17 protein-coding genes are annotated in these 22,852 nt (G+C 66.1%); 10 read left to right on the top strand and 7 right to left on the bottom strand.

Annotation, left to right across the window (positions count from 1 at the left end; genetic code table 11):
• The first annotated feature begins 192 nt into the window (after positions 1–192).
• From J3489_RS01035 to J3489_RS01020, 4 genes are all read left to right on the top strand, one after another.
• Entirely contained in the window at positions 193–771 is a 579-nt protein-coding gene (locus J3489_RS01035) for an NnrU family protein (protein WP_206995306.1), read from the top strand.
• Positions 772–917: 146 nt separating this feature from the next.
• Complete coding sequence (locus J3489_RS01030) at positions 918–3,110, top strand: NHL repeat-containing protein (RefSeq protein ID WP_206995304.1); 2,193 nt, start codon at positions 918–920, stop codon at positions 3,108–3,110.
• Positions 3,111–3,291: 181 nt separating this feature from the next.
• Positions 3,292–3,513, top strand: a complete 222-nt coding sequence (locus tag J3489_RS01025; protein WP_206995302.1) for a DUF1653 domain-containing protein — start codon at positions 3,292–3,294, stop codon at positions 3,511–3,513.
• A 330-nt stretch (positions 3,514–3,843) separates the two neighbouring features.
• A complete protein-coding gene (locus J3489_RS01020) occupies positions 3,844–4,488 on the top strand; it encodes an SOS response-associated peptidase (RefSeq protein ID WP_206995300.1) in 645 nt (214 codons plus the stop codon).
• A gap of 42 nt (positions 4,489–4,530) precedes the next feature.
• On the opposite strand, the gene J3489_RS01015 is transcribed toward J3489_RS01020, so the two are convergent.
• Together J3489_RS01015 and J3489_RS38450 are read right to left on the bottom strand one after the other, a co-directional pair.
• Positions 4,531–5,010: an OsmC family protein gene (locus tag J3489_RS01015; protein ID WP_206995298.1), complete on the bottom strand. Its 480-nt coding sequence runs from the start codon at positions 5,008–5,010 to the stop codon at positions 4,531–4,533.
• 839 nt (positions 5,011–5,849) lie between these two features.
• The gene (locus J3489_RS38450) at positions 5,850–7,334 is read right to left on the bottom strand and encodes a hypothetical protein (protein ID WP_206995296.1); all 1,485 of its coding nucleotides are present in this window, start codon (positions 7,332–7,334) and stop codon (positions 5,850–5,852) included.
• A 244-nt stretch (positions 7,335–7,578) separates the two neighbouring features.
• Here J3489_RS38450 and J3489_RS01005 point away from each other — a divergent pair, with 244 nt between their 5' ends.
• Positions 7,579–9,438: a glycoside hydrolase family 35 protein gene (locus tag J3489_RS01005; RefSeq protein ID WP_206995293.1), complete on the top strand. Its 1,860-nt coding sequence runs from the start codon at positions 7,579–7,581 to the stop codon at positions 9,436–9,438.
• Here the strand turns inward: J3489_RS01005 and J3489_RS01000 are convergent.
• Positions 9,435–11,393 carry an alpha-galactosidase gene (locus tag J3489_RS01000; RefSeq protein WP_206995292.1) on the bottom strand — a complete coding sequence of 653 codons (1,959 nt, stop codon included), beginning with the start codon at positions 11,391–11,393 and terminating at the stop codon, positions 9,435–9,437. The two genes, J3489_RS01005 and J3489_RS01000, sit on opposite strands and share 4 nt — an antisense overlap.
• A gap of 189 nt (positions 11,394–11,582) precedes the next feature.
• Between J3489_RS01000 and mnmH the strand changes: the two genes are divergently transcribed.
• From mnmH to phaP, 4 genes are all read left to right on the top strand, one after another.
• Positions 11,583–12,743: a tRNA 2-selenouridine(34) synthase MnmH gene (gene mnmH, locus J3489_RS00995; protein WP_206995290.1), complete on the top strand. Its 1,161-nt coding sequence runs from the start codon at positions 11,583–11,585 to the stop codon at positions 12,741–12,743.
• 32 nt (positions 12,744–12,775) lie between these two features.
• Positions 12,776–12,994 carry a hypothetical protein gene (locus tag J3489_RS00990; protein ID WP_374193414.1) on the top strand — a complete coding sequence of 73 codons (219 nt, stop codon included), beginning with the start codon at positions 12,776–12,778 and terminating at the stop codon, positions 12,992–12,994.
• A 52-nt stretch (positions 12,995–13,046) separates the two neighbouring features.
• A complete protein-coding gene (gene selD / locus J3489_RS00985; RefSeq protein WP_206995288.1) occupies positions 13,047–14,108 on the top strand; it encodes a selenide, water dikinase SelD in 1,062 nt (353 codons plus the stop codon).
• A gap of 432 nt (positions 14,109–14,540) precedes the next feature.
• Entirely contained in the window at positions 14,541–15,083 is a 543-nt protein-coding gene (phaP, locus tag J3489_RS00980) for a TIGR01841 family phasin (protein ID WP_242539681.1), read from the top strand.
• Positions 15,084–15,134: 51 nt separating this feature from the next.
• Here the strand turns inward: phaP and J3489_RS00975 are convergent, their stop codons facing one another.
• The 4 genes from J3489_RS00975 to J3489_RS00960 all read right to left on the bottom strand — a co-directional run bounded on the left by J3489_RS00975 (position 15,135) and on the right by J3489_RS00960 (position 21,625).
• Entirely contained in the window at positions 15,135–17,927 is a 2,793-nt protein-coding gene (locus tag J3489_RS00975; protein WP_206995287.1) for an Hsp70 family protein, read from the bottom strand.
• A 17-nt stretch (positions 17,928–17,944) separates the two neighbouring features.
• Entirely contained in the window at positions 17,945–19,792 is a 1,848-nt protein-coding gene (locus J3489_RS00970) for an Hsp70 family protein (RefSeq protein ID WP_206995285.1), read from the bottom strand.
• Positions 19,789–20,364 (bottom strand): DUF2760 domain-containing protein, encoded by a 576-nt coding sequence (locus tag J3489_RS00965; protein WP_206995283.1) that lies wholly within the window; start codon positions 20,362–20,364, stop codon positions 19,789–19,791. The genes J3489_RS00970 and J3489_RS00965 overlap by 4 nt, the downstream gene beginning before the upstream one ends.
• A 286-nt stretch (positions 20,365–20,650) precedes the next feature.
• Positions 20,651–21,625, bottom strand: a complete 975-nt coding sequence (locus J3489_RS00960) for an AraC family transcriptional regulator (protein WP_242539680.1) — start codon at positions 21,623–21,625, stop codon at positions 20,651–20,653.
• Between the two features lie 222 nt (positions 21,626–21,847).
• On the opposite strand from J3489_RS00960, the gene J3489_RS00955 reads away from it, so the two are divergent.
• Positions 21,848–22,822 (top strand): LysR family transcriptional regulator, encoded by a 975-nt coding sequence (locus J3489_RS00955; RefSeq protein WP_206995280.1) that lies wholly within the window; start codon positions 21,848–21,850, stop codon positions 22,820–22,822.
• Positions 22,823–22,852: the final 30 nt, after the last annotated feature.

The raw sequence follows: 22,852 nt of genomic DNA, 5'->3' as shown, positions 1-22,852 counted from the left end.
GTTCGGCTTGAGCGCCGCGCGCCAGTCCGCTTGATGCACGTGCATTTCCGTTCAAGCGCCGCAGTTTTTTCCAATTAGGTCTCCTTTAGGCCAGGGCTGCTTCAACAATCCTCAATAACGTTTAAATCGCACAAGACATTCTCGAGTCTTGCGTACAATCGCGAAGCACAATGACCACAAAAGGAGTTCGAGATGGGGATTCTGGTGATCGGGTTGTTGATTTTTCTCGGCGTGCATTCGATTCGAATCGTCGCCGACCCCTGGCGCACCGCGCAGCGCGCGCGCCTCGGGGAAATGACGTGGAAGGGCCTCTATACCTTGGCGTCGATCGTCGGCTTCGTGCTGATCGTCTGGGGCTACGTCATCGCGCGGCGCGAACCGGTCGTGGTTTGGACGCCGCCTGTGGGCATCCGGCATTTGACGATCCTGCTCGTCGCGATCGCCTTCGTGTTGATCACCGCCGCCTATGTGCCCGGCAACCGCATCAAGCGCGTGATCGGGCATCCGATGGCGGCCGGCACGGCGATCTGGGCGTTCGGGCATTTGATAGCGAACGGCACGGCAAATGCGATCGTGCTGTTCGCGGCATTCCTGGTGTGGGCGGTCGCGAGCTTCCTTGCGGCGCGTCATCGCGACCAGGTTGCCGGCACGACATACCCTGCGGGGACCGTCGGGCGCGACGTCGTGACCGTCGTCGTCGGACTCGTCGTGTGGGGCGTGTTCGGCGGGTTCCTGCACGGCTGGCTGATCGGCGTGAATCCGATGGGCTGAAAGGGCGCGAATGTTGGAGGCATGCGAAAAGCCGATCTGATTTGCGAATCGTCGATGGCGGCCGAATTGTTTATCGTCAGACTCATGTCTTATTTGTCTGATAAAAACCAATGGCCCCCTTGACCGGCTTCGTGAGGATCGCGCTTATGAATTGGCTGCATCGAGTCTGTTTGTCTGCGGCAGTGTTGTCCGTCGCCCATCCGTTCCACGCTTCGGCGCGAACTCAACTGACGTACGAGACGTCGTGGATCGGCAATAGCTTCGGCTTCGGCGACGGCAAGTGGGTGCAGCTCGATGTCGAGGCGATCGGCGTGGGCGCCGACGGCACCGTCTATACCAACGCGCCGTGGGACGAAAGCGGCAGCGAGGTCGGCGCGTACAAGGGCGGCGAGAAGGCCGCGGCGGCGGGCAACACGCACGGCTGGGGCAACACCGGCGGCGATGCGGTTGCGGTGAACGGGACGTATCTGTACGCCGGCATCTCGATCGGCAACGAAAACGGCGCGCTTGCCGGCAGCGACTATCCGCCCGCGGGCACGACGTGGTACGGCATCACGCGCCGCTTGACCAGCAACATCGCCACCGGCGCGCCGTTCGCGAGCGGCAGCGGCAACAGCGCCAACGCCACGAAAAACAGCTTCCTGCGCGTGAACGCGGTGCCCACGGGCATCGATGCGAGCATTCGCGGGCTCGCAGCCACCGCCGCGGCGCTGTACGTCGCGAACACCTACGCGAACCGGATCGAAGTCGACGACGCGAACGCGATGCGCCGCCTGACCTCGTGGACGGTGCCGTCGCCGGGACGCATCGCGATCGATACCGACGGCACGCTGTGGGTCATTCAAGGGCTGCGGGACCCGGCGGGCCGCAGCGTCGTCCATTATTCGGCGGCGGGCGCGCTGATCGGCAGTTCAGTATCGCTGCCCGCGGGAACCCTGCCCGTCGACCTGACGATCGCGCCGTCGGGCCAGTTGCTCGTCGCGGACGGCGGGCCGTCGCAGCAAATCCTCGTCTACAACAAGACGGCATCCGGACAGACCTCGCTTGCGGGCCAGCTCGGCGCACGCGGCGGCATCTTTCACCCGCCCGAAGGCGTGCCCGGCACATGGCGTTTCAACGGCATCACCGGCATCGGCTTCGACGCCGCCGGCAATTTCTATGTCGCGCAAAACGGCTTCGGCCCGCGCGCGTTCGGCTCGGCGTTCGACGGCGAGGGCACGGTGCTCGAAAGCTATGGGTGGCCGTCGCACGATTTGAATTGGCGGCTTTACGGGCTGACGTTCGTCGACGGCGGATCGTTCGATCCGCTCCAGCCCGCGAGCGTGTTCAGCGGCTCGAAGCACTTCTCGCTCGATTACCGGCAGCAGACGCCGGGCTCGGAATGGAGCTACGCGGGCTTCACGCTCGATCGCTTCCAATATCCCGGCGACCCCGCGTTCCACCTGCCAAAGGGCGTGCGCGGCGAGCCGATGGTGCGGCGCGTGAACGGACAACTGCTGCTCTATACGGTCGATATGTACTCGCACTACCTGAGCGTCTATCGCTTCGATCCGGCGAATGACGGCCAAGTCGCGATTCCGTCGGGCCTCTTTGCTCAGAACCCGATTCCGGGCAATTGGCCCGCCGGGCAGCCCGCGTATGGCGAATGGATGTGGCGCGATGCCAATGGCGACGGCCATGTCGACGCCGGCGAGATCGCGGCGAATCCGTCCTCGGGCAACACGGTGGAAGACGGCTTCTGGTGGGTCGACAGCCTCGGCAACATCTGGATCGGCATGCTCGGGGCCGGCATCCGCGAGTTGCCGCTGCAAGGCTTCGATTCGTTCGGCAACCCGATCTACACGTATGCGAGCGCGAAGACGTACGCGATGCCGCAGCCGTTCTCACGCGTGGCGCGCATCGTCTACGACACGTCGAGCGACGCGATGTACGTGTCCGGCTATTCGAGCGCGGATCCGTACGAAGCGTCGCATTGGAAGGAGGCGGGGCGCATGCTCGTGCGCTACGACAACTGGAGTTCGGGTACGCCGCAGGCGCGCTACACGATCATGCTGCCGTGGAACGTCACAGCCGATCCGCAACAGACGCCGGTCGGCGTCGCCGTGGCGGGGAACTACATTTTCGTGGCCGAGCTATATACCGATCGCGTCGATGTCTACGACGCGCGCAACGGGCAGCAGGTGGGGGACATGACGCCGGGCGCGCGGGTGGGCGGCATGTCGGGCTGGGTCGACGTTTATCTCGGCGTCAGCGCGGTCGAGCGCAGCAACGGCGAATACGTCGTGCTCGTCGAAGACGACGCGCGAGCGAAGATCCTGATGTATCGATGGACGCCTTGAGCGATACTGGCGCTCTTTTATTGGGCGCTAGAGGAAGACGAGCTGTACAGGCCTGTCGGATTTGCGGAGGTGGCGCATTCCGACCGGTATATGGCGCTGCACCGGCCGGAGATGTATTCGGCTGCGTGAAGCCGCGATGCTGGAATCGGCCCGTTAAAATAGGGGCTTTTTGGATTGAGGCATGACCGAAAACGAAGCGCTGCAATTGGCGACTCATCGCCACTACAAGGGCGGGCTCTATCGCGAGATCGGCGTCGCAAGACATTCGGAGACGGAGGAGTGGCTCGTCGTCTATGAACATGTGTGGCCGCATGAGCGCGGGCTGTGGGTGCGTCCTGCCGAGATGTTCAACGGCATGCTGGCTGACGGCACGCCGCGTTTCAAGCGGTTGAAGGCGGAGTAATCCGCTTCGTTCGCGAAAGCGATGGCGGCGCAACGCTTCGCTTCGTTGAGCGCTCGACGGACTTCGTCGGCGGGACGCGCTCGTCCGGGCTCCGGTCATATGAAAACAAGCATTCGAAGACCGGCATTCGTGAGGCAAAGTCCGCCGGATTCAGCACATACTCGGTTTGCTTGCCTTAGCGCACCGATGTATTTTGAACAGAGATCCGCAACGCAATTCCGAAGAAGAATGCCGCGCGCAAAGCGCCGGCGGCTTCGCTTCACGCTTCCTTGGTTTCATCGGTCGTCCATCGTCATCGAAGGCCCATCAACGAAAGGCGAGGGTATCGGCATGTGCACGAACTACGCCGCCGCGCGCCGGCGCATCTTCGAGAAGTACTACGGTGCGTTGCCGCCCGCGGACGATTGGCGCGACGAAATTTACCAGGACTATCCGGCGCCGCTGCTACGCCGCGCGAACGACGGAGGCCGCGAGGCGCTGCTCGCGACCTTCGGCATGGTGCCGAAGGCCAAAGCGCCGCCCGACGCGAAGCGCTATACGACGATGAATGCACGCGTCGAAACGCTCGGCGAGCGCCCGACCTATCGCTCGGCCTGGACGAAACAACGGCTCTGTCTGATTCCTTGCGAAGCGTTTTACGAGCCGAACTACGAAAGCGGCAAGCATGTGCGCTTTCGTATCCGGCTGGCGTCGGGCGAGCCGTTCGCGATTGCCGGCCTATGGCGCGCGTGGCCGAGGGCGGACGGGGAGGATGTCTCGTTCACCATGCTGACGATCAACGCCGGCGAGCATTCGCTCATGCGGCGTTTTCACAAGCTCGGCGAAGAAAAGCGTTCGGTCGTGATCGTGCGGCCGGAAGACTACGAAGACTGGCTCGCATGCCGAAGCCCCGACGAGGCGCGCTCGTTCCTGCAGTTGTTTCCGAGCGAACTCATGGCGGCAGAGGAAGCGCCGAAGGTTCAGCCGGGACCGTGACGGTGTCGCTGCATCGGCCTTCGCGACGGCGTTCGATGGCCGTCAACCCTCGCGATAAGTCCACGTCCCGGCGACGCCGATATCGCTCTTCACCGACTTCGCCAGAAAGCATTCCTCGTGCGCGCGATGATGCAGGTGCTGTACGGCCGCATCGTCGGGCCGCTTCGCACCGGAAAAGTCCACCACCGGCCGCAGCTCGACGGTCGCGATCCAGGGCTTGCCTTCGGCGCCGCGCACCATGTGCCCGACGGCCTCGTCGACATACCGGTCGACCACATAGCCCGCCGTTCGCGCGATGTCGAGAAACCACAGCATGTGACAGCTCGACAGCGACGCGACATAAGCCTCTTCCGGATCGACATTGGCGGGATTCGAAAACGGCACCTTGACCACGTCGGGCGAACTCGACGCGGGCACGACGGTGCCGCCGTCGAACGACCATCGATGCGTGCGGCGGTATTGGTTGTCGGTGAACACCGCGCCCGAGCGGTCCCATTCGATCTTCGCGGTATGACTGGACATCGCTTCCCCTTTTCGATTGAGCGTGTACGGTTTGCAGATAGCCCCAATGCCGTCTCCGATTTCGAGACGGCATTTTATCCGGATCGATCAGGTAGACGGCCGCTCCCCAAGCGATCAAGGCGGTGCCGCACGTCGTCAATGATGGCGGCGAGCGTGAATATCCACTGTAGGACTGCGGATTCAACCGGTGGATGCAACACACTGAAGACTGCGTAAGCAGAAGGAGTGTTGCAGATGAAGCAGCGGCTCTCGGATTCAATTTGCATGTCGAAGTAATGGGTAGTCTCACGCGCCGTTTATTCGAACGACGAATTCAAGTGCTCCGTCGCTCCGCTGAAAATTCGGATAAGTGATCCAATTCTATTCTCGATGGAAAGATTTCGTGCGCGACCGCTTCATCGACGCAGGTCACGGCACCCTCATCGGCTGGTTCGTCAGCGTTAACCCGGTCCGCGGCAATTATCCGTGACTGGCCGCCTCTGGACGGGCGGCAGTGTGCGCGCCGGCGCTTTCTGTAGCGAATGTTCGCTAGCGATCATCTCTCGCGTTTATTTCCCCGCTCTCGACTCGATTTAAACCAATACGTTGGACAGCGAACGGTTTACGTATCGGGATCCGCCTAACGTAACTTCACGCAATGGGGCGGCAAGTCGTGAGGAACACGAGCGCCGCCAGTCAAGACGGATATGGGTCGACCAAGGCCCAGATATAATATTTAGGATGGCAAAATGAATAGCAATAACCGGGGACGCGGGGAACGTGTGCCGTTGAAAATGCTGGCGATGCTGACAGTCAGCATGCATGTGGCAGCGGCCTATGCGCAGCAAAGCGGCGATGCGTCAGCCTACGTGGCGCCGGATCGCGCCATCGTGGTGACAAGCCAGGCAAGGCAGCCAGGTCAGCTCGAAGTCGCGCAGGGTTCGGCGACGGATTGTCCGATACCCGGGGCAGCAGACTGCCCGCCCAGGGTTGCCGACTTGTTGATGAGTGACGCTCCCGCAAGCGGATACGGAGACGACGCTATGACCGGCGGCGATGCCGGCGGCTCCGGAGCCGTTGGAATCGCCGCCGGCGGTGAAGGCGGCCGTGGCACGGGCGCGGGAACTCCAGGTACACCCGCGACTTCCGGCGGTAGCCCGGGGCACGGCGGCAATGGTGCTCCAGGAGTGGGAACCGCTGGCCTGGGAGCGGCAGGCAACCCAGCCGGGGGCGCGGGCACCGGCACGGAAAGCGCTGGAAGCACTGGAACCGGAGGCCCGGGTAATGGCGGAACGGTTGCGGCCGGCCAGGGTAGCGGCGGACAGGGCGCTGGTGGCCAGGGCGGCGCTGGCGGACAGGGTGCTGGTGGCCAGGGTGCAGGTGGTCAGGGTGCAGGTGGTCAGGGTGCAGGTGGTCAGGGCGCTGGTGGTCAGGGCGCTGGTGGTCAGGGCGCTGGTGGCCAGGGTGCTGGTGGCCAGGGCGGCACTGGTGGTCAGGGCGCCGGTGGCCAGGGTGCTGGCGGTCAGGGCGCCGGCGGACAGGGCGCTGGTGGTCAGGGCGCCGGCGGACAGGGCGATGGTGGTCAGGGCGCTGGTGGTCAGGGCGCTGGCGGTCAGGGCGCTGGTGGTCAGGGCGATGGCGGCCAGGGCGATGGCGGCCAGGGCGATGGTGGTCAGGGCGCCGGTGGTCAGGGTGCTGGCGGACAGGGTGCTGGCGGACAGGGCGCCGGTGGCCAGGGTGCTGGCGGACAGGGCGATGGTGGTCAGGGCGCTGGCGGTCAGGGCGCTGGCGGTCAGGGCGCTGGCGGTCAGGGTGCTGGCGGTCAGGGTGCTGGTGGCCAGGGCGCTGGCGGTCAGGGCGCCGGCGGACAGGGCGATGGTGGTCAGGGCGCCGGCGGTCAGGGCGCCGGCGGTCAGGGCGCCGGCGGTCAGGGTGCTGGCGGTCAGGGTGCTGGTGGCCAGGGCGCTGGTGGAAAGGGTGCTGGCGGACAGGGTGCTGGCGGACAGGGTGCCGGAGGTCAGGGCGCTGGTGGTCAGGGCGCTGGTGGTCAGGGCGCTGGCGGTCAGGGCGCTGGCGGTCAGGGCGCTGGTGGAAAGGGTGCCGGAGGTCAGGGCGCCGGCGGCCAGGGTGCTGGCGGACAGGGCGCTGGTGGAAAGGGCGCTGGTGGCCAGGGCTCCGGTGGCCAGGGCGCTGGTGGCCAGGGCGCTGGTGGAAAGGGCGCTGGTGGAAAGGGTGCCGGGGGCCAGGGCTCTGGCGGCCAGGGTGCCGGTGGCAAGGGCAATGGTGGCAAGGGCAACGGCGGACAGGGCAACGGCGGACAGGGCAATGGCGGGAACGGCGGCCATGGCGGAGGCAACGGTTCTCACTGAGCGAGCCTGTCAGATTTTTAGTGTGTCGAGTTCACGCGACTCGAACAGGAGCATGACGCATTCGACCCAATCACTCGCCGCCGCTGCCGTTCGCCTATAGTGAAATCCGCACAGGAACCAGGCAGCCATTTCGTCATGCCATCATCGACATCTGAGGCGCGGTCTGTTGGACGCGCCGATTTTGTTTTCAAGCCGGGTCACGTTTGCGGATATCGACTAAATGACCAGTAAGGCAACCCCAAGCGGCCCGCGCATCTTTTCATTCGCCCAGCACGAGAACCACTTCCTCCTCGACGGCAAGCCGTTCCAAATCCGCAGCGGCGAACTCCACCCCGCTCGCATTCCTGCCGAATACTGGCGGCACCGCATCCAAATGGCGAAAGCGATGGGCATGAACACCATCGCGCTCTACGTCATGTGGAACTATCACGAGACGAGCCCTGGCGTTTTCGACTTCCAAAGCGAGAACCGCGACGTCGAGGCATTCCTCCGCTTATGCCAGTCGGAAGGGATGTGGGCCCTGCTGCGGCCCGGCCCCTACGTCTGCGCCGAATGGGATCTCGGGGGCATTCCGTCCTATCTGCTCAGAGACCCGGCCATCCGGCTCAGGACAGATTCAATCAGTGATCCAAACTATATGTCCGCCGTCTCGCGCTACGTCGACGAACTGATTCCGCGCGTCAAGCCGCTGATGGCGTGCAACGGCGGACCGATCCTGATGATTCAGATCGAGAACGAATTCGGCTCGTACGGCTGCAATCCGGCCTACCTCGAGGAAATCCGGCAGCTCTGGCTGCAAGGCGGAATCGATGGGCCGTTCTATACCGAGGACGGCATCGTGCAGCTCGAGCAGAATCGCTCGACCGTCACGGGCGGTGCGATCGCGTTGAGCAACGGCAACGCGGCCCAAATCGCGGCGGTGCGGCAGGCGTTTCCCGGTGTCCCGGCGATGGCCGGCGAGGTGTACCCCGGATGGCTTACGCATTGGGGCGATGCGGCGCTGCAGGGCACGGGCGTCGATATCTCCGGCACGCTCGACGCGCTGATGCAGCAAAACCTGTCGTTCAACCTTTACGTCGTTCATGGCGGCACCAGCTTCGGCTTCCATGCGGGAGCAAACGTCGATCCGGATTCCGGCGAGTACCAGCCCGACATCACCAGCTACGACTACGCCGCACCCATCAGCGAGCAAGGCGTCGCGACGTCGAAATACATGCAGTACCGCGAGATCGTCGCCCGATATCTGCCGGCGCCCTTGCCCGATGTGCCCGAACCGATCGCAACGATTGCGCGCTCCGGAAAGGAAGCCTTGATGCCCGAACGCTACGCGTCCGTTTGGGACAACTTGCCCGCCGCGCTCCCCGCTGCGCAAACCGTCGACGCGCAGCCCTTCGAGACGTACGGGCAAGCGTTCGGTTTCGTTCTATATCGCAAGAAGCTGCATGACTGCCGCGGCGGTGTTCTGGATCTCAACGATGTCCACGACTACGCGACCGTTTTTGTCGGCGAACAATACGTGGGCGGCGTATCGAGGGCGCTCATGCCGGCCGGCTGCGCGCAGCCTCTTAACGTCATGCACGATGCGCGTCTCGTCCTTCCCTTCACGCCGCCGTCACGAGATGGCGCCGTCAATCTGGACGTCTTCGTCGAAGGGATGGGGCGCGTGAACTATGGTCACGCGATGATCGACCGCAAAGGCATTCTCGGTCCCGTCGCGCTGCTCGATGCGGCGGGCGCGAGCGAGCGCCTCGCAGCGTGGGAAGTGTTCCTGTTGCCGATGAGCTCCGGCTACATCGCCGATCTGCGGGCCGTGTGCTCGAATCCGCGCAAGGCCGGGTTGTTTTTCAGGGCAACCGTATCGCTGGATACCGCAGGCGATACCTATCTCGACATGAGCAACTGGACCAAGGGCATGGTCTGGGTCAACGGACACAATCTTGGCCGCTACTGGAATATCGGCCCGCAATTGCGCTTGTATTGTCCGGCTCCGTGGCTTCAACAGGGGGAGAACGTGGTCACGATCTTCGACCTGCATCAGATCGAAGCGAAACCCGTCGAACTTGCGCGCACGCTGTCTTAACTCGGGCACCGCAAAGCCTGACCGCCGGCGTCTGCCGGCAGCAGCTCCAGCGTGAGCACTTCGAACGGCTCGAGCCGGATCGGCTGCGGCCGGTCAGCATTCAACGCCGCGGGAGCGGGGGCGTTTTGCCCGCGCCAAGGGCAGCGCGCTTCGAATCGACCGTCAACGCCAACCGGCAACTCAAGCTGCCTGCGCAAGTCCAGATCGAACGACTGCGCGCGATCGGCCGGATTGCGCAGCGTGACAATCGACTTCGACGGCGACCAGGCCGCCCATCCATACACGTCGAGTGCATCCGGCGCACCGCCGATCCAATGACTGTCGCGCAGAACGTCGGCGTTTGCGCGCGCCCATTTCGCGGACGCCGCGAGCACGTCCCAATCGGGCTCGCTCAAGAGCGACGGCGTGACGTACAGCTCCTGCAATTGCGTTCCGCTCCCAAAGTACGAACGCACTTCGTTGACGAAAGCCTGACCGGCGCCGCTGTTGAGCCGCGGATTTTCCTGCGCGTAAATGATCCCGTGAAGCATCAGCGAGTTGAGCGGGAACAGCGGGCTTTCGAGCACGACATTGCGGTACGTCTGAGCGTCGCGATAGGTGATCCAGCGCTCGCGGTTGCCGCCGGCGCCGGCGAGGCCGTCATCGGCGCCGCCGCGCCAGATCGAGTCGGCGTAGCGCAGCCAGAACGGCGACGGACGGGTGCCCGTGGAGAGGTTGATGAAGGTGTCGGGCCGGACGCGGCGGATCTCGCCGATCAGTTCGACCGCCGCGTCCCAGTCGCTGTTGAAGCGGCTGCCGGGGAACACCTTGTCGGCGTTGCCCGTGCCGTCGAATTTGAAGTGATTGACGCCGTGCGAGCGAAGCAGCGACATCGCCGCTTCACGGAAACGGCGATAGTACTTCGGCCCGGACAGCGCCAGCCCGTCGTCGGCGACTTCATATCCCGCAGCACGCCCGCGCGTCACGCGTTCCTGCCGAGGCCCGCAATAGCCGCCCCACGGCGACAGCCAGACCCCGGGCGCCGCGCCATAGCGCGCGGCGGCGTCGCGCAACGGCGCGAAACCGCGCGGAAAATCGCCGCTGAAATTCCAACTGCCGCTGTAGTCGTCCCAGCCGTCGTCGAAGAGGAAGGAGTCGAGTTGCACGCCTCGCTTGTCGTGCAATTCGCGGCCTAGCGCGCCGATGCGTTCGAGCGCTTGCGCCTCCGTATAGCGCGTGAGGTAGCCGATGTCGTACCACGAGTTGTAGTGGAGGAACGGCCGGCACGGATGCGCGCGTTCGCGTTCGAGATAGGCCGCAAAATCGCGGCGCAATTGGCCCTCGCGGACCACGCCCGCCACCGCAGAGCAAGCGAGGGCCTTTCCTTTTTCGAGCGGCAGCGCGCGCGCCACCGTAAAGCGGACCATGCCGTCGCGAACTTCGCTTTCCGACATCGGAAGCTCGAAGCCCAGGTAGACGTTGCCCGCAACCACGGGCGTCCCGTTCAACTTGCTGCTTGCCTGCGCGTCTGCTGCCTGCGTCTGCAGCATCGAAACAGCGGTGATGTGCTCGTCCTGCGCGAGCGCCGTGATGGCCAGCCGCTCGCGCAGATACCGCGAGCCGTCACGCTGCTCGACGCTCCACTCCACGCGCAGGCGATCATGCCGGTCGTGAAGGATGGCGCTCACGCGCCGGCCCGCGAGCCGTTCGGCAAGCCTGGCCGCGTGCGCGTCCGCCGTCAGCGCGCCGTCGCGCAACGGCGCAAGCAGCTTCAGATCGGCGATGCCGACTGTGCGTCCGTCGGCGAGCGTGAACGCGAATGGCGCGATCACCGGCAGCGTGCGCGCATGGGCATGGTCGACGATGGCAAAGCCGGCCAATTGCGAATGTGCGACGGTCCAAGTCAACGCGATTGCGGCATTGCCGAAGGCGCATCGATCGCCGCTCGTCGAGAACACGGTTTCTTGGCTATGCATGGCATTGGGCCTCGATCGGCAAGCCGGCGTCCCGGCTGACGATCACAATGGCTGGCGTAAGCGGCTAGCGGCCCGACGCCGGCCCCCGGCATGAGCGGATGATCGGACAACACCGCCGCATGGAATAATAGGCAATTATTCGAACACAGCCGGCAACGCGCGGGTCCCGCCGGCGTCCGGCCAGCCATCGTGAAAAACCTCGTAGTTTCCATCGGTCAACTTGCGTCGTTCGACGAAATCGTCGACGTGCGCACGCCGCTCGAATATGCCGAAGACCATATCCCCGGCGCGATCAACGCGCCGGTGCTCAGCAACGAAGAGCGCGTGATCGTCGGCACGCTGTACAAGAACTCGCCGTTCGAAGCGAGCCGCGTCGGTTCTGCGATGGTGGGGCGCAACATTGCGCACCACCTCGATACGGTCTTTGCCGACCGCCCGCGCAATTGGCGGCCGCTGATCTATTGCTGGCGAGGCGGCAAGCGCTCCGGCGCGATGACCACCTGGTTCAACATGATCGGCTGGCAGGCGCGTCAACTGGACGGCGGCTACAAGTCGTACCGGCACCAAGTGCTCGAGCAACTGCAGTGCTTGCCGTCGCGGCTCAACTACATCGCGCTGACCGGGCATACGGGGACAGGCAAGACGCGCCTGCTGCACGCACTGTCGGATGCGGGCGCGCAGGCGCTGGATCTCGAAGGGCTGGCCCGGCACCGCGGATCGCTCCTCGGCGCGCTGCCCGATGCCGGCCAGCCGACTCAGAAAGCCTTCGATACGGCACTGGCCGTCGCATTGTCGAAACTGGACGCGGACCGCCCGGTGTTCGTCGAGGCGGAAAGCCGTCGTATCGGCAACGTCATGCTGCCGCTGTCGCTGCTCGATGCGTTTCACGCGGGGCGCTGCGTGCGGGTCGTGGCGCCGCTCGAGGCGCGGGTACGGTTTCTGTTGAGCGACTATCGGCATTTGTTCGACACGCCGCAATTCTTCAAGGATCAACTGACGCGCTTGATCGGGCTTCACAGCCGGCAAACCGTCGCGCGCTGGCATGAGCTCATCGACAACGGGCAGCTCGCGCAGCTTTGCACCGAATTGATCGAGCAGCACTACGATCCGGCGTATGCGCGCAGCAGCCAGCGTTCGTTCCGCGGGGCCGGCGGCGCGCTGCAGTTCGACTTCGACCCTTGCGCGGCCGACCCCCTCGCGCAGGCGCGCGAATTGATGGAGCGGGCCGGTGCGAAAGCGAGCGCGACGGCCGTCGCCAAAGACGCACCGGTCTGCGGCGGGCACGCTCTCGCAGAACCCTTGGCGCGGGCCGCTTCCCAAGCGGGCGCCGCCGAACGCCGGATGCGCTGACCTGGCACATTCGAACCGACTCATCGGAGACCATGGAATCTCTCATCCAAACGCCGCGCCGCCCCGCTTCGGCGTTCGCCATTACGTTGTTTGCGCTGATCGCGATCGTCGGCCTCTACTACGTCAAGTGCTCGCCGTACTATCACCGCGCGTTCGTCGCCGCCGGCACGCATTCGATCGGACACTCGATCCCGACCGGCATGGATCCCGTGCCGCCGCAGGCGTCGTGGCACGCGGCGCTCCATTTTTGAATCGACAAGGACTTGCTATGAACCACCCCCACGCTCACCTGCGGGAGGCATCATGAACTCGGCCCCGCAAACCGGCACGGTGCCGCGCTTGACGGCGCTGTCTCACGGCGGCGGCTGCGGCTGCAAGATCGCGCCCGGCGTGCTCGCTGAACTGCTCAAGCGCGCAGCGCCGATGGCGGCCTTTCCGAATCTGCTCGTCGGCTCGGAGACCGCCGACGATGCCGCCGTCTATCGCCTCAACGACGAGCAGGCGATCGTCGCCACCACCGACTTCTTCATGCCGATCGTCGACGACCCCTACGACTTCGGCCGCATCGCCGCGACCAACGCGCTATCGGACATCTATGCGATGGGCGGCACGCCGCTCTTTGCGCTGGCGCTGGTCGGCATGCCGATCAACGTGCTGCCGCACGAGACGATCGCGCGCGTGCTCCAGGGCGGCGAGGCTGTCTGCGCGGAGGCGGGTATTCCGGTGGCGGGCGGCCATTCGATCGATTCGGTCGAGCCGATCTACGGGCTTGCGGCGATCGGCGTCGTGCATCCCAAGCGCGTTGCGCGCAATGCCGGCGCGCGTGCCGGGGACGTGCTGGTGCTCGGCAAGCCGCTCGGCGTCGGGATTCTGTCGGCCGCCTTGAAGAACGGGAAGCTCGACGACGCAGGCTATGCGGCGATGATTTCGGCCACGACGCGTTTGAACCGTCCGGGCACCGCGCTCGCCGCGCTCGACGGCGTGCACGCGCTGACCGACGTCACCGGCTTCGGCCTGCTCGGTCATTTGCTCGAATTGTGCCGGGGCGCCGGGCTCGCGGCGCGCGTGGACTACGCGGCGCTGCCATGGCTCGAGCCGGCGCCGGAACTGGCGCGCGCCGGTCTGGTGACGGGCGCGTCGGCGCGCAATTGGGCGGCCTACGGCGCGCAGGTCGAACTCTCGCCCGGCTTGCCTGCCATCGCCCAAGCGTTGTTGACCGACCCGCAGACCTCCGGCGGCCTGCTCGTGTCGTGCGGCGCCGGCAGCGTGCCGGCCGTGCTCGATTGCCTGCGCTCGGGCGGCTTCGACCAGGCGGCGGTGGTCGGCTCGATGGCGGACGGCGCGCCGCGCGTCGTGGTCGAGTAAGACGTTGCGCCGGCCACGTCGCCAAGCGCCCGGCGCCTCGCGCCTCGCGCTTGTCGCGTCGGCTATCCGCTGTTGGCGAGCGCCGAGCGCGCCGTGTCAGGATTGCCGCCTCAAGCGATGCGAACGGGTAAGAAGTCCCACATATTGTTATTCGCTTGATCTGGTTCTAAGATGCGCTAGTCTCAAACGCAGCACGCGCGATTCGCAGTCGGCGAATCGACGCCATCGCCCGTCGCTGCAATCGCAATCCGTCCCCCGGGACAAGCCGCGCGCGCAGTCGCTCCACCTTTCTTCAACTCGGTACCTGCCGGATGCGGCGTTCCGGCTGCTTCGGAACTTGTCTGCCGTTTCCTTGACCGTGTCTTTCGATCGTTCCGCGCACGCCGGCTTCCGGCGGCACGGCCGGTGGCGACACTCTTCTTTAGGAGCTGGATGATGACCTTGTTCACCCCCGAGCAATTTGTCGCGATGCAGAAGGCCAACCTCGATACGGCGTTCGGCCTGGCCAGATCGGTCGCCGATGGCTTCGAAAAGCTGGCCGCCCTGAACTTGCAGTTGACCAAGTCGGTGCTGGCCAGTTCGCAGGCGTCCCTGCTGCAAGGGCTCACCGCGCCGCAGACACCTGAAACGAGCGCGAAGCAAGCCGAGTTGGCGGCATCGATTCCGGAGCAGGCGCAGTCCTACAGCCGCCAATTGGCCGGCATTGCGTCGGCCACGGTCGCGGAGTTCGTACGGGCCGGCGAGGGGCAGGCCGATGCCTACAACCGCCGCGTGCAGACCCTCGTCGACGACCTCGCCAAGAACGCCCCTTCCGGTTCCGAAGCGGCGATTGCCGCCTGGAAATCGGCGATCACGACCTCCAGCACGCTGATCGAGACCATCCGCAAGACCTGCGAGCAAGCGGTGCATGCGACCGAATCGAACCTTGCCGCCATTTCGTCCGCGTCGAATATGGGACGCGGCGCCGCCAAATAAACGGCCCGTTGAAATAGCGCAGACAACAAGGCCGGAGGCATTCAGGCGCCGTCAGGCGCCGATCAGCTTCAACCCCGCAGGCAGCGATTCACCGAACACGCGGCCGGTGTCGGCATCGTCGAGCGCGACGGTTTCGCGAACCATCGTGACCCATGCCTGCGACGCGTCGAGGGCTTCGAGCCGCCGCACGACCGTCTCGCGCATTTCAGGCGGCAAGTCCCGGGACCGGTCGCCCGTCATGCGCGCGATCTGGACGGCGGCAAACGCGGCCGGGTCGACTTTCTTCCAATCGAGCGCGAGGATCGCGTCGAGCCAGGGGCCGGCGACCTCGGGCGGCACGACCGTATGGGCGCTGCCGTAGAACGGCCGCCGCGCGCCGATGCGGCCGATCGCCCACCAGTTCTGCTGATTCTCGGAAGACTTGCGCAGTTGCGTGAGCTGCCGCTCTGCGATTTCGATCTTGCGTTCGACCGGAATGCGCTCGAGCGACGCGCAAAGGCGGACCATATCGGCAAAGCCCACCTTGGCCGGATCGAACGGCGACTTCTGCCGTTTGGAGCTGGCGGTCTTGCGCAGATAGTCCATCGCGTCGAGCACACGCAGTTGCGCCTCTTCGCCGAGTCCGCCGGCTGCGCGGCGCCACAGCGTCCACCATTCCGACCACACCTGGCTCTCGTTGATGTACTGGATGCCGTCGTCGAACAGCGACCAAAGCTGTTCGACGCGCCATTCGTCGAGCGGGTAGCCGAACCCCGGCCGCACGCAGAAGCCGGCGAGGTTCAGCCAGAGGCGTTCGTGATCGGCGGATCGGCGCCGTCTGCGCACGCGCTCCCATAGCGCGCCGAAGAGTTCGCGGAGCAGGGCGCTGTCCCATGTGTCGCGCGGTCCGAGGGTGTGTTCGAGTTGCGCGCGCAGCCGCTTGACGTCTTTCGCGCCGACATCGTGCGAACGCGAGCCGAAGATGCGGTCGATCTGGTCGATCGCGTCGCCGAGCGCGGGATGGGCGGGGGCGCCGGATAGCTCGACTGTTGCGTCGTCACGCCGCAATTGGAATTCGAGCAGCCAGCGTTGGGACACGTCGGCCGTCTCGATGCAGTGCACCTGCAGCGTGCCGACCTCGGTCAGCGCGGTGGCAAGCTGAACCGGCGTCTCGCCGGGGCCGCTCGCGCCGCGCGGGGCCACGACGGTCGCGATCGGCGGCAGGCGCACGAAATCGCTCGACGCGAGATCGGCCAGTTCGCCCGGCCGATACGCGGCGTCGGCGACGGACGACGCCAGGTGGAAACGTACCGGCGAGCCGAGCCGCAGCGCGAACGTGCGATCCGCGAGCGGGATCTCCTGACCTTCTTCGGTGCCGCGCGGCAGCAGGCAGACGCCGCGCGGCGTGTCCTGGCCGCCGTCGAGCACGAGGAAGTAGCTGCGCGCGGAGCCTCCGCCGATGCGCGGCGCGCTGCCGGCGCGCGCGAGCGCATAGGCGACCGCGCCGCGTGCGACGGCCACGTCGGGGTTGGCGTTCTGCAGCACGTTGAGCGGCGCGCCGCGCCAGGCGCCGAGCGTATCGGCGAGACGCTGTTCCAGTGCCTTCGCGCGGAACACGCCGCCGTTGAGCAGCAGCGTGTCGGGCATCGGCAGCGCACCGGGGTTGCCTGTCTCGCCGCTCGTTTCCGGCAAGCCCAGCGCGTTGCGCGATTGCGCGGCGTGCTGGCTCAGAAACGCGGCGACGTGGCGCGTAATGGCCGGGTCGCTCGCATAAGGCAGGCCGAATTCGACGATGGCGCCGCGCGCTCGCCGCGGGCGCTCGCTCGACGCCACTTGCGGAAGGAAGCCGTCGACGATCACGCGCTCGGCTTCCTGCCGCGTCACGTCGACCGAGCGCGCGCCGCCGATCAGCTTCGAGCCCGAGCCGAGCAGCGTGATCGGCGTCGAATCGGGCGCGCGCGCGTCCAGCAGTTGCTCTTTCGCGGCGCGGCAGCGCTCGACGAGTTGCGACAGGTGCGCCGCCGACAGCCGCTGTTCGCCCGCCGCGATGCGCGCTTCGACAAGATGCGCGAGCGCGAGATCCATGTTGTCGCCGCCGAGCATCAGATGGTTGCCGACGCCGATCCGGGTGAGCCGCGGCTCGCCGTCCTCGATCTGCACTTTGACGAGCGTGAGGTCGGTCGTGCCGCCGCCCACGTCGCAGATCAGCACGAGGCGCGTTTGCGCGAGCGCGTCGCGAAGCGTGTCGCGATGATGGAACAGCCAGTCGTAGAACGCTGCCTGGGGTTCTTCGAGCAAGCGCAACGCGGGCAGCTTCGCGATGCGCGCCGCTTCGAGCGTCAAGGCACGCGCGCCCTCGTCGAACGAGGCGGGCACGGTCAGCACCACTTCCTGATCTTCGAGCCGCGCATGCGGGAATCGGTGGTTCCACGCCGCGCGCACGTGTGCGAGATAGCTCGCGCTGGCGGTGACCGGCGACACCTTGCCGACTTCGTCGCCGGCACCCCACGGCAGGATCGGCGCGAGACGATCGACCGAAGCATGCGACAGCCAGCTCTTGGCGCTCGCGACGAGCCGCCCCGGCACCTGCGCGCCGAGCGCACGCGCGAGGCGGCCGACGACGGCGGGCTGCGGCGCTCCAAGCTGCGCATCCGCGTCTTGCCACGGCAGTGCCAGCGCGTCCTCGTTCAGCTCCCCGGCCGCGGCGTGATAGCGGACCGACGGCAGCATCGGACGCGCCGCCACTTCGCCCACGCTCACCAGCTGCTCGATGTCGAAGACGCGGATGTCCTTGCCGCCCGCTTCGGCATACGCGACGACGGTATTGCTCGTGCCGAGATCGATCCCGACGATGTACGGCTTCATCGCGCTCAATCGCCGATTCAACCGCCGATGCCGCCGCGCACGTCGAACTCGACTTTCCAGCGCTCGCTGCTGCCGCGCGGCACGGCTTCGAGTTCGAGCGTCCCGGCTTCGGTCACGCGCGCATGCAGCTTCACCGGCACGATCTCGCCGGGCGTGCGGCCTTCGGGCGGCAGCGTGGCCTCGATCTCTTCCAGTTCCTGCAATTCGTCGGGCTGCCAGAAGTCGAGCAGCGTGCCGACCTGATCCTGGCGGCGCACGGACGAGCCGAAGAAGCGGAAGTGCACGGGCTCGCCGACGACGAGGCCGAATTCCTGCGCGGGCAGCTCGGCATCGGTGCCTTCTTCCATGCCGAACGGCGCGACGCAGAGCGCCTGAATCGGCGGCTCGAGCCCCGGCACGGCGGGCATCGCCGATTCGACGGCGACGTAGTACGAACGCGCGGTGCCGCCGCGGATGCGTACGCCGTTGCCGCGCCGCACGTGGCCGTAGTACGCGGCGCCGCGCGCCACGGCGAGATCGAGGTCCGCGCCTTCGAGGAGCCGCGCGGCGGGCGCGCCTTCCGCGGCAAGCCAGCCGTTGAGCGTTTGAAGAATGCGCTCGACCAGCAGCGCCGACTTGAACACGCCGCCGTTGAAGAGCACGGCGGTGGGATGCAGGAACGTCGCGCCTTCCTTGGCCTGAACCTGCACCCCGTCGAGATCGGCCAGCGCGCCCGCCTGCCGCGACAGGAACGCCGCGAGATGCCGCGTCACGGCGGCATCCTGCGCATACGGCAGGCCCAGCTGCGTGAGGCCCGCACGGGCGCGGCTCATCGGGCGCGCCGCGCTTTCGACTTGCGGGAAGAAGCCTTCGAGGATCGTCTGCGTGAGTTCGGCGCGCGTCAGTTCCGTGCGGATCGAGCCGCCGATCAGCTTGGAGCCGCGGCTTGGCACGACGAGCGGCGCCGCATCGAGGCCGTCGCGCGTGAGCAGCGTCTCCTTCGCGGTGCGGCACGCGTAGGTGAGCGCGCGCAACTGCCACGGGTCCGCCTGCGTGCCGAGCGCTGCGAGCTTGCGGGCGACGACGTGCGCGAGCGCGAGATCCATGTTGTCGCCGCCGAGCAGGATGTGCTCGCCCACCGCGACACGATGCAGTTCGAGATTGCCTTCGCGCTCGACCACGGCGATCAGCGACAAGTCGGTCGTGCCGCCGCCGACATCGACGACGAGGATGATGTCGCCGACTTTCACTTGCTTGCGCCACTGTCCGCCGCTTTTCTGAATCCAGCTGTAGAGCGCGGCCTGCGGTTCTTCGAGGAGCGTCATGCGCGTATAGCCGGCGGCTTGCGCGGCTTCGGCGGTCAGCTCGCGGGCGGCGGGGTCGAACGACGCCGGAATGGTGACGGTGACGTCCTGTTCGGCGAACGGCGCATCGGGATGGGCGTGATTCCACGCTTCGCGCAGGTGCGTCAGGTAGCGCACCGACGCTTCGAGCGGCGACACGCGGACGACTTCCTCGGGCGCATCGTTGGGCAGGATCGCCGCGCGGCGATCGACGCCCGGGTGGCAGAGCCAGCTTTTCGCGCTCGACACCAAGCGGATCGGCGTGCCCGCGCCGCGGCTGCGCGCGAGTTCGCCGATCGCGAAGTCGCGCTCGGCGGTCCACGGCAGGCTCAGATCGCCCGCGGCGAGTTCGTTCGGATGCGGCAGATAGAGAAAGGAGGGCAGCAGGTCGAGTTCGCCGACGGCGCCCGGCGCGGTGAGCTGGGCGACCGGCAGGACTTGCTGAGCGGTCTTGTCGCCGTCGCTGGCGGTGAGGTCGACGTACGACAGCGCGCAGTGGGTCGTGCCCAGGTCGATGCCTATGGCGTAGCGCGGGCCGTTCATAGTTCCACCTCTGCGGGGGCGATCACGGAAGCGTCATGGCTCTCGGCCAGCTTCGGCAGGCGGACTTCGGCGACACGCCAGCCGCGGTGGCTGATGCTGCCTTGAAACGGCGGCTTGCCGACGACGTTGCCCGTCAGGCGGATCGAGGCGGCGTCGAAGCCGTCGGGCACCGTCACGCGGCTGCCTTCAGCTTCGTCGCGCACCGGGCGGATGGTGAAGTGCTCGCGCAGCACGCGGCGGCAGCCGTCATGCACGAGACGCGCCGCGGCGCCGATATCGGTGTCGGAGTAGCCGACCACGTCTTCCTCGATGAAGTCGATGAAGCGCGCCTCACGCTGCATGAGCCCGAGAAGCTGGAGCGCCGCATCGGGCGTGGCCTCCTTCAGGGTGCGAACGACGGGCTGAGGCTGCGGTTGCGGTTTCGGTTGCGGCACGGCAGGCGCCGGCGCGATGCCCTGCGCCTCGCGCACGCTGCGCACGCGGGCGGCGAGTTCGCGGTCGCCGAGGATGCGGAAGAACGTTCCGGCTGCGAGAGACAATCTCCCGAAAAAAGACCCGTTCGAGTCGGTCATAAGCGGCTCCTGGTATTCGGCGCGCGGCACGTGGCCCGTGGCGGCGAGAAATGAAATCGGATTGAAAGGCGCGAGTGCGATTGCACCCTGTGGCGCGCTGGTCGGGCGGCAAGCGGAAGCTCGCGCCGGGCGCCGGCTTGGGCGTTATTGTAGTTGGACTTCATTGGCGCATTTTTTGAAACGTACTGACCGACGTCGGCGAGCGGCGTCCGGCTTGCGTTGCGCAAGCGGCCGGGAACGCTTTCGAAGCGCGCGCCGGGCTGGCGTCCGGCGCGAAACCCAGCGTTCAGGTCGTCGTCACATAGCGCGGGGGCGCAGGCGGCTCCGGTTGTTGTGGGGACGCATCGCCGCTTCCCGTGCGCAGGCGCCGCATCTCGTCGACGGGACTGATTCCGAACAGCCGCTTGAACTCGCGGCTGAACTGCGAAGCGCTCTCATAGCCGACCCGCGCCGCCGCCGTGCTCGCGTTCATCCCGTCCTGCAGCATCAGCAAACGCGCCTGATGCAAGCGCGTGGTCTTCACGTACTGCATGGGCGAGGTCGACGTCACTGCCTTGAATTGCGCGTGAAACACCGCAAGGCTCATGCCCGCTTCGCTCGCGAGCGTGTCGACGTCGAGATCGCTGCGATAGTCGGAGTGAATGCGGCGCAAGGCTTTGGCGATGCGGCCGAAGTGGTGCTGATACGTGAGCGCCGCGCGAATCGCATTGCCTTGCACGCCGGTCAGCACGCGAAAGCAGATCTCGCGCAGGATCGACGGCCCGAGGACGCGCGCGTCCAATGGCGACCGGAGCGCCTCCAAAAGACGCAGCACCGCATCGCTGAACGGCTTATCGAGCGGCGTCGAGTAGATGCCTTGCGGCTCGCTGATGGCCGTGGTGTGCCCGTCGTCGATCTGCAGCAGCAATTCCGCCGCCATCGTCAGGTCGACGCGGATCTTGATGCCGAGCAGCGGCTCTGCCTCGCTCGCCTCGGTCTCGACTTCGAACGGCAGCGGCACCGAGAACACGAGATATTGCTGCGCGTCGTAGACGAACACCTTGTCGCCGAGAAAGCCGCGCTTGCGGCCCTGGCACAGAATCACGATGCTCGGCTCGTACATCGCCGCCTGGCGCGGATGAGCACGGCTCGAGCGTATGAACTTGACGCCGTCGAGACGCGAAGGCGTATAGCCCTCGGCGGGCGCCAGCTTGGCGAGCAATTCGACCATCCGCTGCTGCGCGGGGCTCACGAAGGAAGTCGCCGGGGTAGTCGTATCCATGATGAGAGCAGTCCCTAGACTATCGGTATATAAGAGAATCTGGCTTGAAATCTAGCATCTAACGCTGCCATTGAGTGCACGGCAAGAGAAATAGGCAAGCCTTCGAGATATTCAGGTATTCACCGGCTGGTGTCCGATCCTTACGATGGGAGCCCTGACGGACTCCGCCTTTTGCTGCCGCGAATGTCCGTGCCGCATCTTCGCTTGCCAGGAGAAAAGCCCGTGATCGACCGCGTCCAGGCGATGCGTACTTTCGTTCGTATCGTCGATACTCAAAGCTTCACGCGCGCCGCCCTTTCGCTCGACATTCCGCGCGCGACCGCCACAACCATCGTCCAGAATCTCGAAGCCATGCTCGGCGTGCAGTTGCTCCAGCGCACGACGCGCCGTTTGAACCTCACCGCCGAAGGCGCCGCGTACTACGAGCGCTGCGTGCAGATCCTCGCCGACATCGACGAAATGGAAGCGGGCCTGCGCGATGCGACCGACAACCTGCGCGGGCGTCTGCGCGTCGAAATGCCGGGCGCGGTGGCCACGGCGCTCGTGTTTCCCGCGCTCGACGATTTTCATGCGCGCTTTCCGAATGTCGACCTCGCGATCGGCTTGAGCAATCGGGCGGTCGATCTGGTGGGCGAGGCGGTGGATTGCAGCATCCAGCTCGGCGAGCTGCCCGACTCGGGCCTGGTCGCGCGGCGGCTCGGCGTGCTCGAGCAAGTCACCTGCGCGAGCCCCGACTACCTCGCCCGGCACGGCACGCCCGAGACGCTCGACGATCTGGACGGGCACGTGGCCGTCAACTGCATGGCCGCCGCGGGCACCACCGTCGGGCGCGGCGCCGAATTCGATTTCGAAGACGCGGGCCGCGTGACGACCGTCAAGGTCGAAGGCTTCGTGCAAGTCGCCGACGAGCATGCGTATCTCGCATGCGGGCTCGAAGGGCTCGGCTTGATCCAGCCGTCGCGGATTGCCGCACAGCCGTATCTGAATTCGGGGCTGCTCAAGGAAGTGCTGCCGCGCTACACGCCGGTGCCCGTGCCGGTGTCGGTCGCCTATCTGAAGAACCGCCGCGTCTCGCCGCGCGTGCGCGCGTTCGTCGATTGGCTCGCCGAGCTGTTCGAGCAGGCCGAGCTGGTCGGCAAGGACATGTCGCGCGTGCGTCAACTGCTGCGCGGCATGCAACCCGACGCGGTGAACTGAGCCGCACTTCGGTTTCGCCAAGATCCGTAC

It is taken from the genome of Trinickia mobilis, from assembly GCF_017315705.1.
In the GTDB taxonomy this organism is placed as follows: domain Bacteria; phylum Pseudomonadota; class Gammaproteobacteria; order Burkholderiales; family Burkholderiaceae; genus Trinickia_A; species Trinickia_A mobilis.
The sequence above is the reverse complement of the archived record's forward strand: the minus strand, read 5'-3'. Positions and strand labels throughout refer to the sequence as shown.

What these genes read in the sequence shown, in the direction of transcription:
- J3489_RS01000 (WP_206995292.1), bottom strand. Translation starts at nt 11,393, where the DNA reads ATGCATAGCCAAGAAACCGTGTTCTCGACGAGCGGCGATCGATGCGCC.
- J3489_RS01025 (WP_206995302.1), top strand. Translation starts at nt 3,292, where the DNA reads ATGACCGAAAACGAAGCGCTGCAATTGGCGACTCATCGCCACTACAAG.
- phaP (WP_242539681.1), top strand. Translation starts at nt 14,541, where the DNA reads ATGATGACCTTGTTCACCCCCGAGCAATTTGTCGCGATGCAGAAGGCC.
- selD (WP_206995288.1), top strand. Translation starts at nt 13,047, where the DNA reads ATGAACTCGGCCCCGCAAACCGGCACGGTGCCGCGCTTGACGGCGCTG.
- J3489_RS01005 (WP_206995293.1), top strand. Translation starts at nt 7,579, where the DNA reads ATGACCAGTAAGGCAACCCCAAGCGGCCCGCGCATCTTTTCATTCGCC.
- J3489_RS00965 (WP_206995283.1), bottom strand. Translation starts at nt 20,364, where the DNA reads ATGACCGACTCGAACGGGTCTTTTTTCGGGAGATTGTCTCTCGCAGCC.
- J3489_RS38450 (WP_206995296.1), bottom strand. Translation starts at nt 7,334, where the DNA reads ATGGCCGCCGTTCCCGCCATTGCCCTGTCCGCCGTTGCCCTGTCCGCC.
- J3489_RS00975 (WP_206995287.1), bottom strand. Translation starts at nt 17,927, where the DNA reads ATGAAGCCGTACATCGTCGGGATCGATCTCGGCACGAGCAATACCGTC.
- J3489_RS00990 (WP_374193414.1), top strand. Translation starts at nt 12,776, where the DNA reads ATGGAATCTCTCATCCAAACGCCGCGCCGCCCCGCTTCGGCGTTCGCC.
- J3489_RS00960 (WP_242539680.1), bottom strand. Translation starts at nt 21,625, where the DNA reads ATGGATACGACTACCCCGGCGACTTCCTTCGTGAGCCCCGCGCAGCAG.
- J3489_RS01015 (WP_206995298.1), bottom strand. Translation starts at nt 5,010, where the DNA reads ATGTCCAGTCATACCGCGAAGATCGAATGGGACCGCTCGGGCGCGGTG.
- J3489_RS01020 (WP_206995300.1), top strand. Translation starts at nt 3,844, where the DNA reads ATGTGCACGAACTACGCCGCCGCGCGCCGGCGCATCTTCGAGAAGTAC.
- J3489_RS01030 (WP_206995304.1), top strand. Translation starts at nt 918, where the DNA reads ATGAATTGGCTGCATCGAGTCTGTTTGTCTGCGGCAGTGTTGTCCGTC.
- J3489_RS01035 (WP_206995306.1), top strand. Translation starts at nt 193, where the DNA reads ATGGGGATTCTGGTGATCGGGTTGTTGATTTTTCTCGGCGTGCATTCG.
- J3489_RS00970 (WP_206995285.1), bottom strand. Translation starts at nt 19,792, where the DNA reads ATGAACGGCCCGCGCTACGCCATAGGCATCGACCTGGGCACGACCCAC.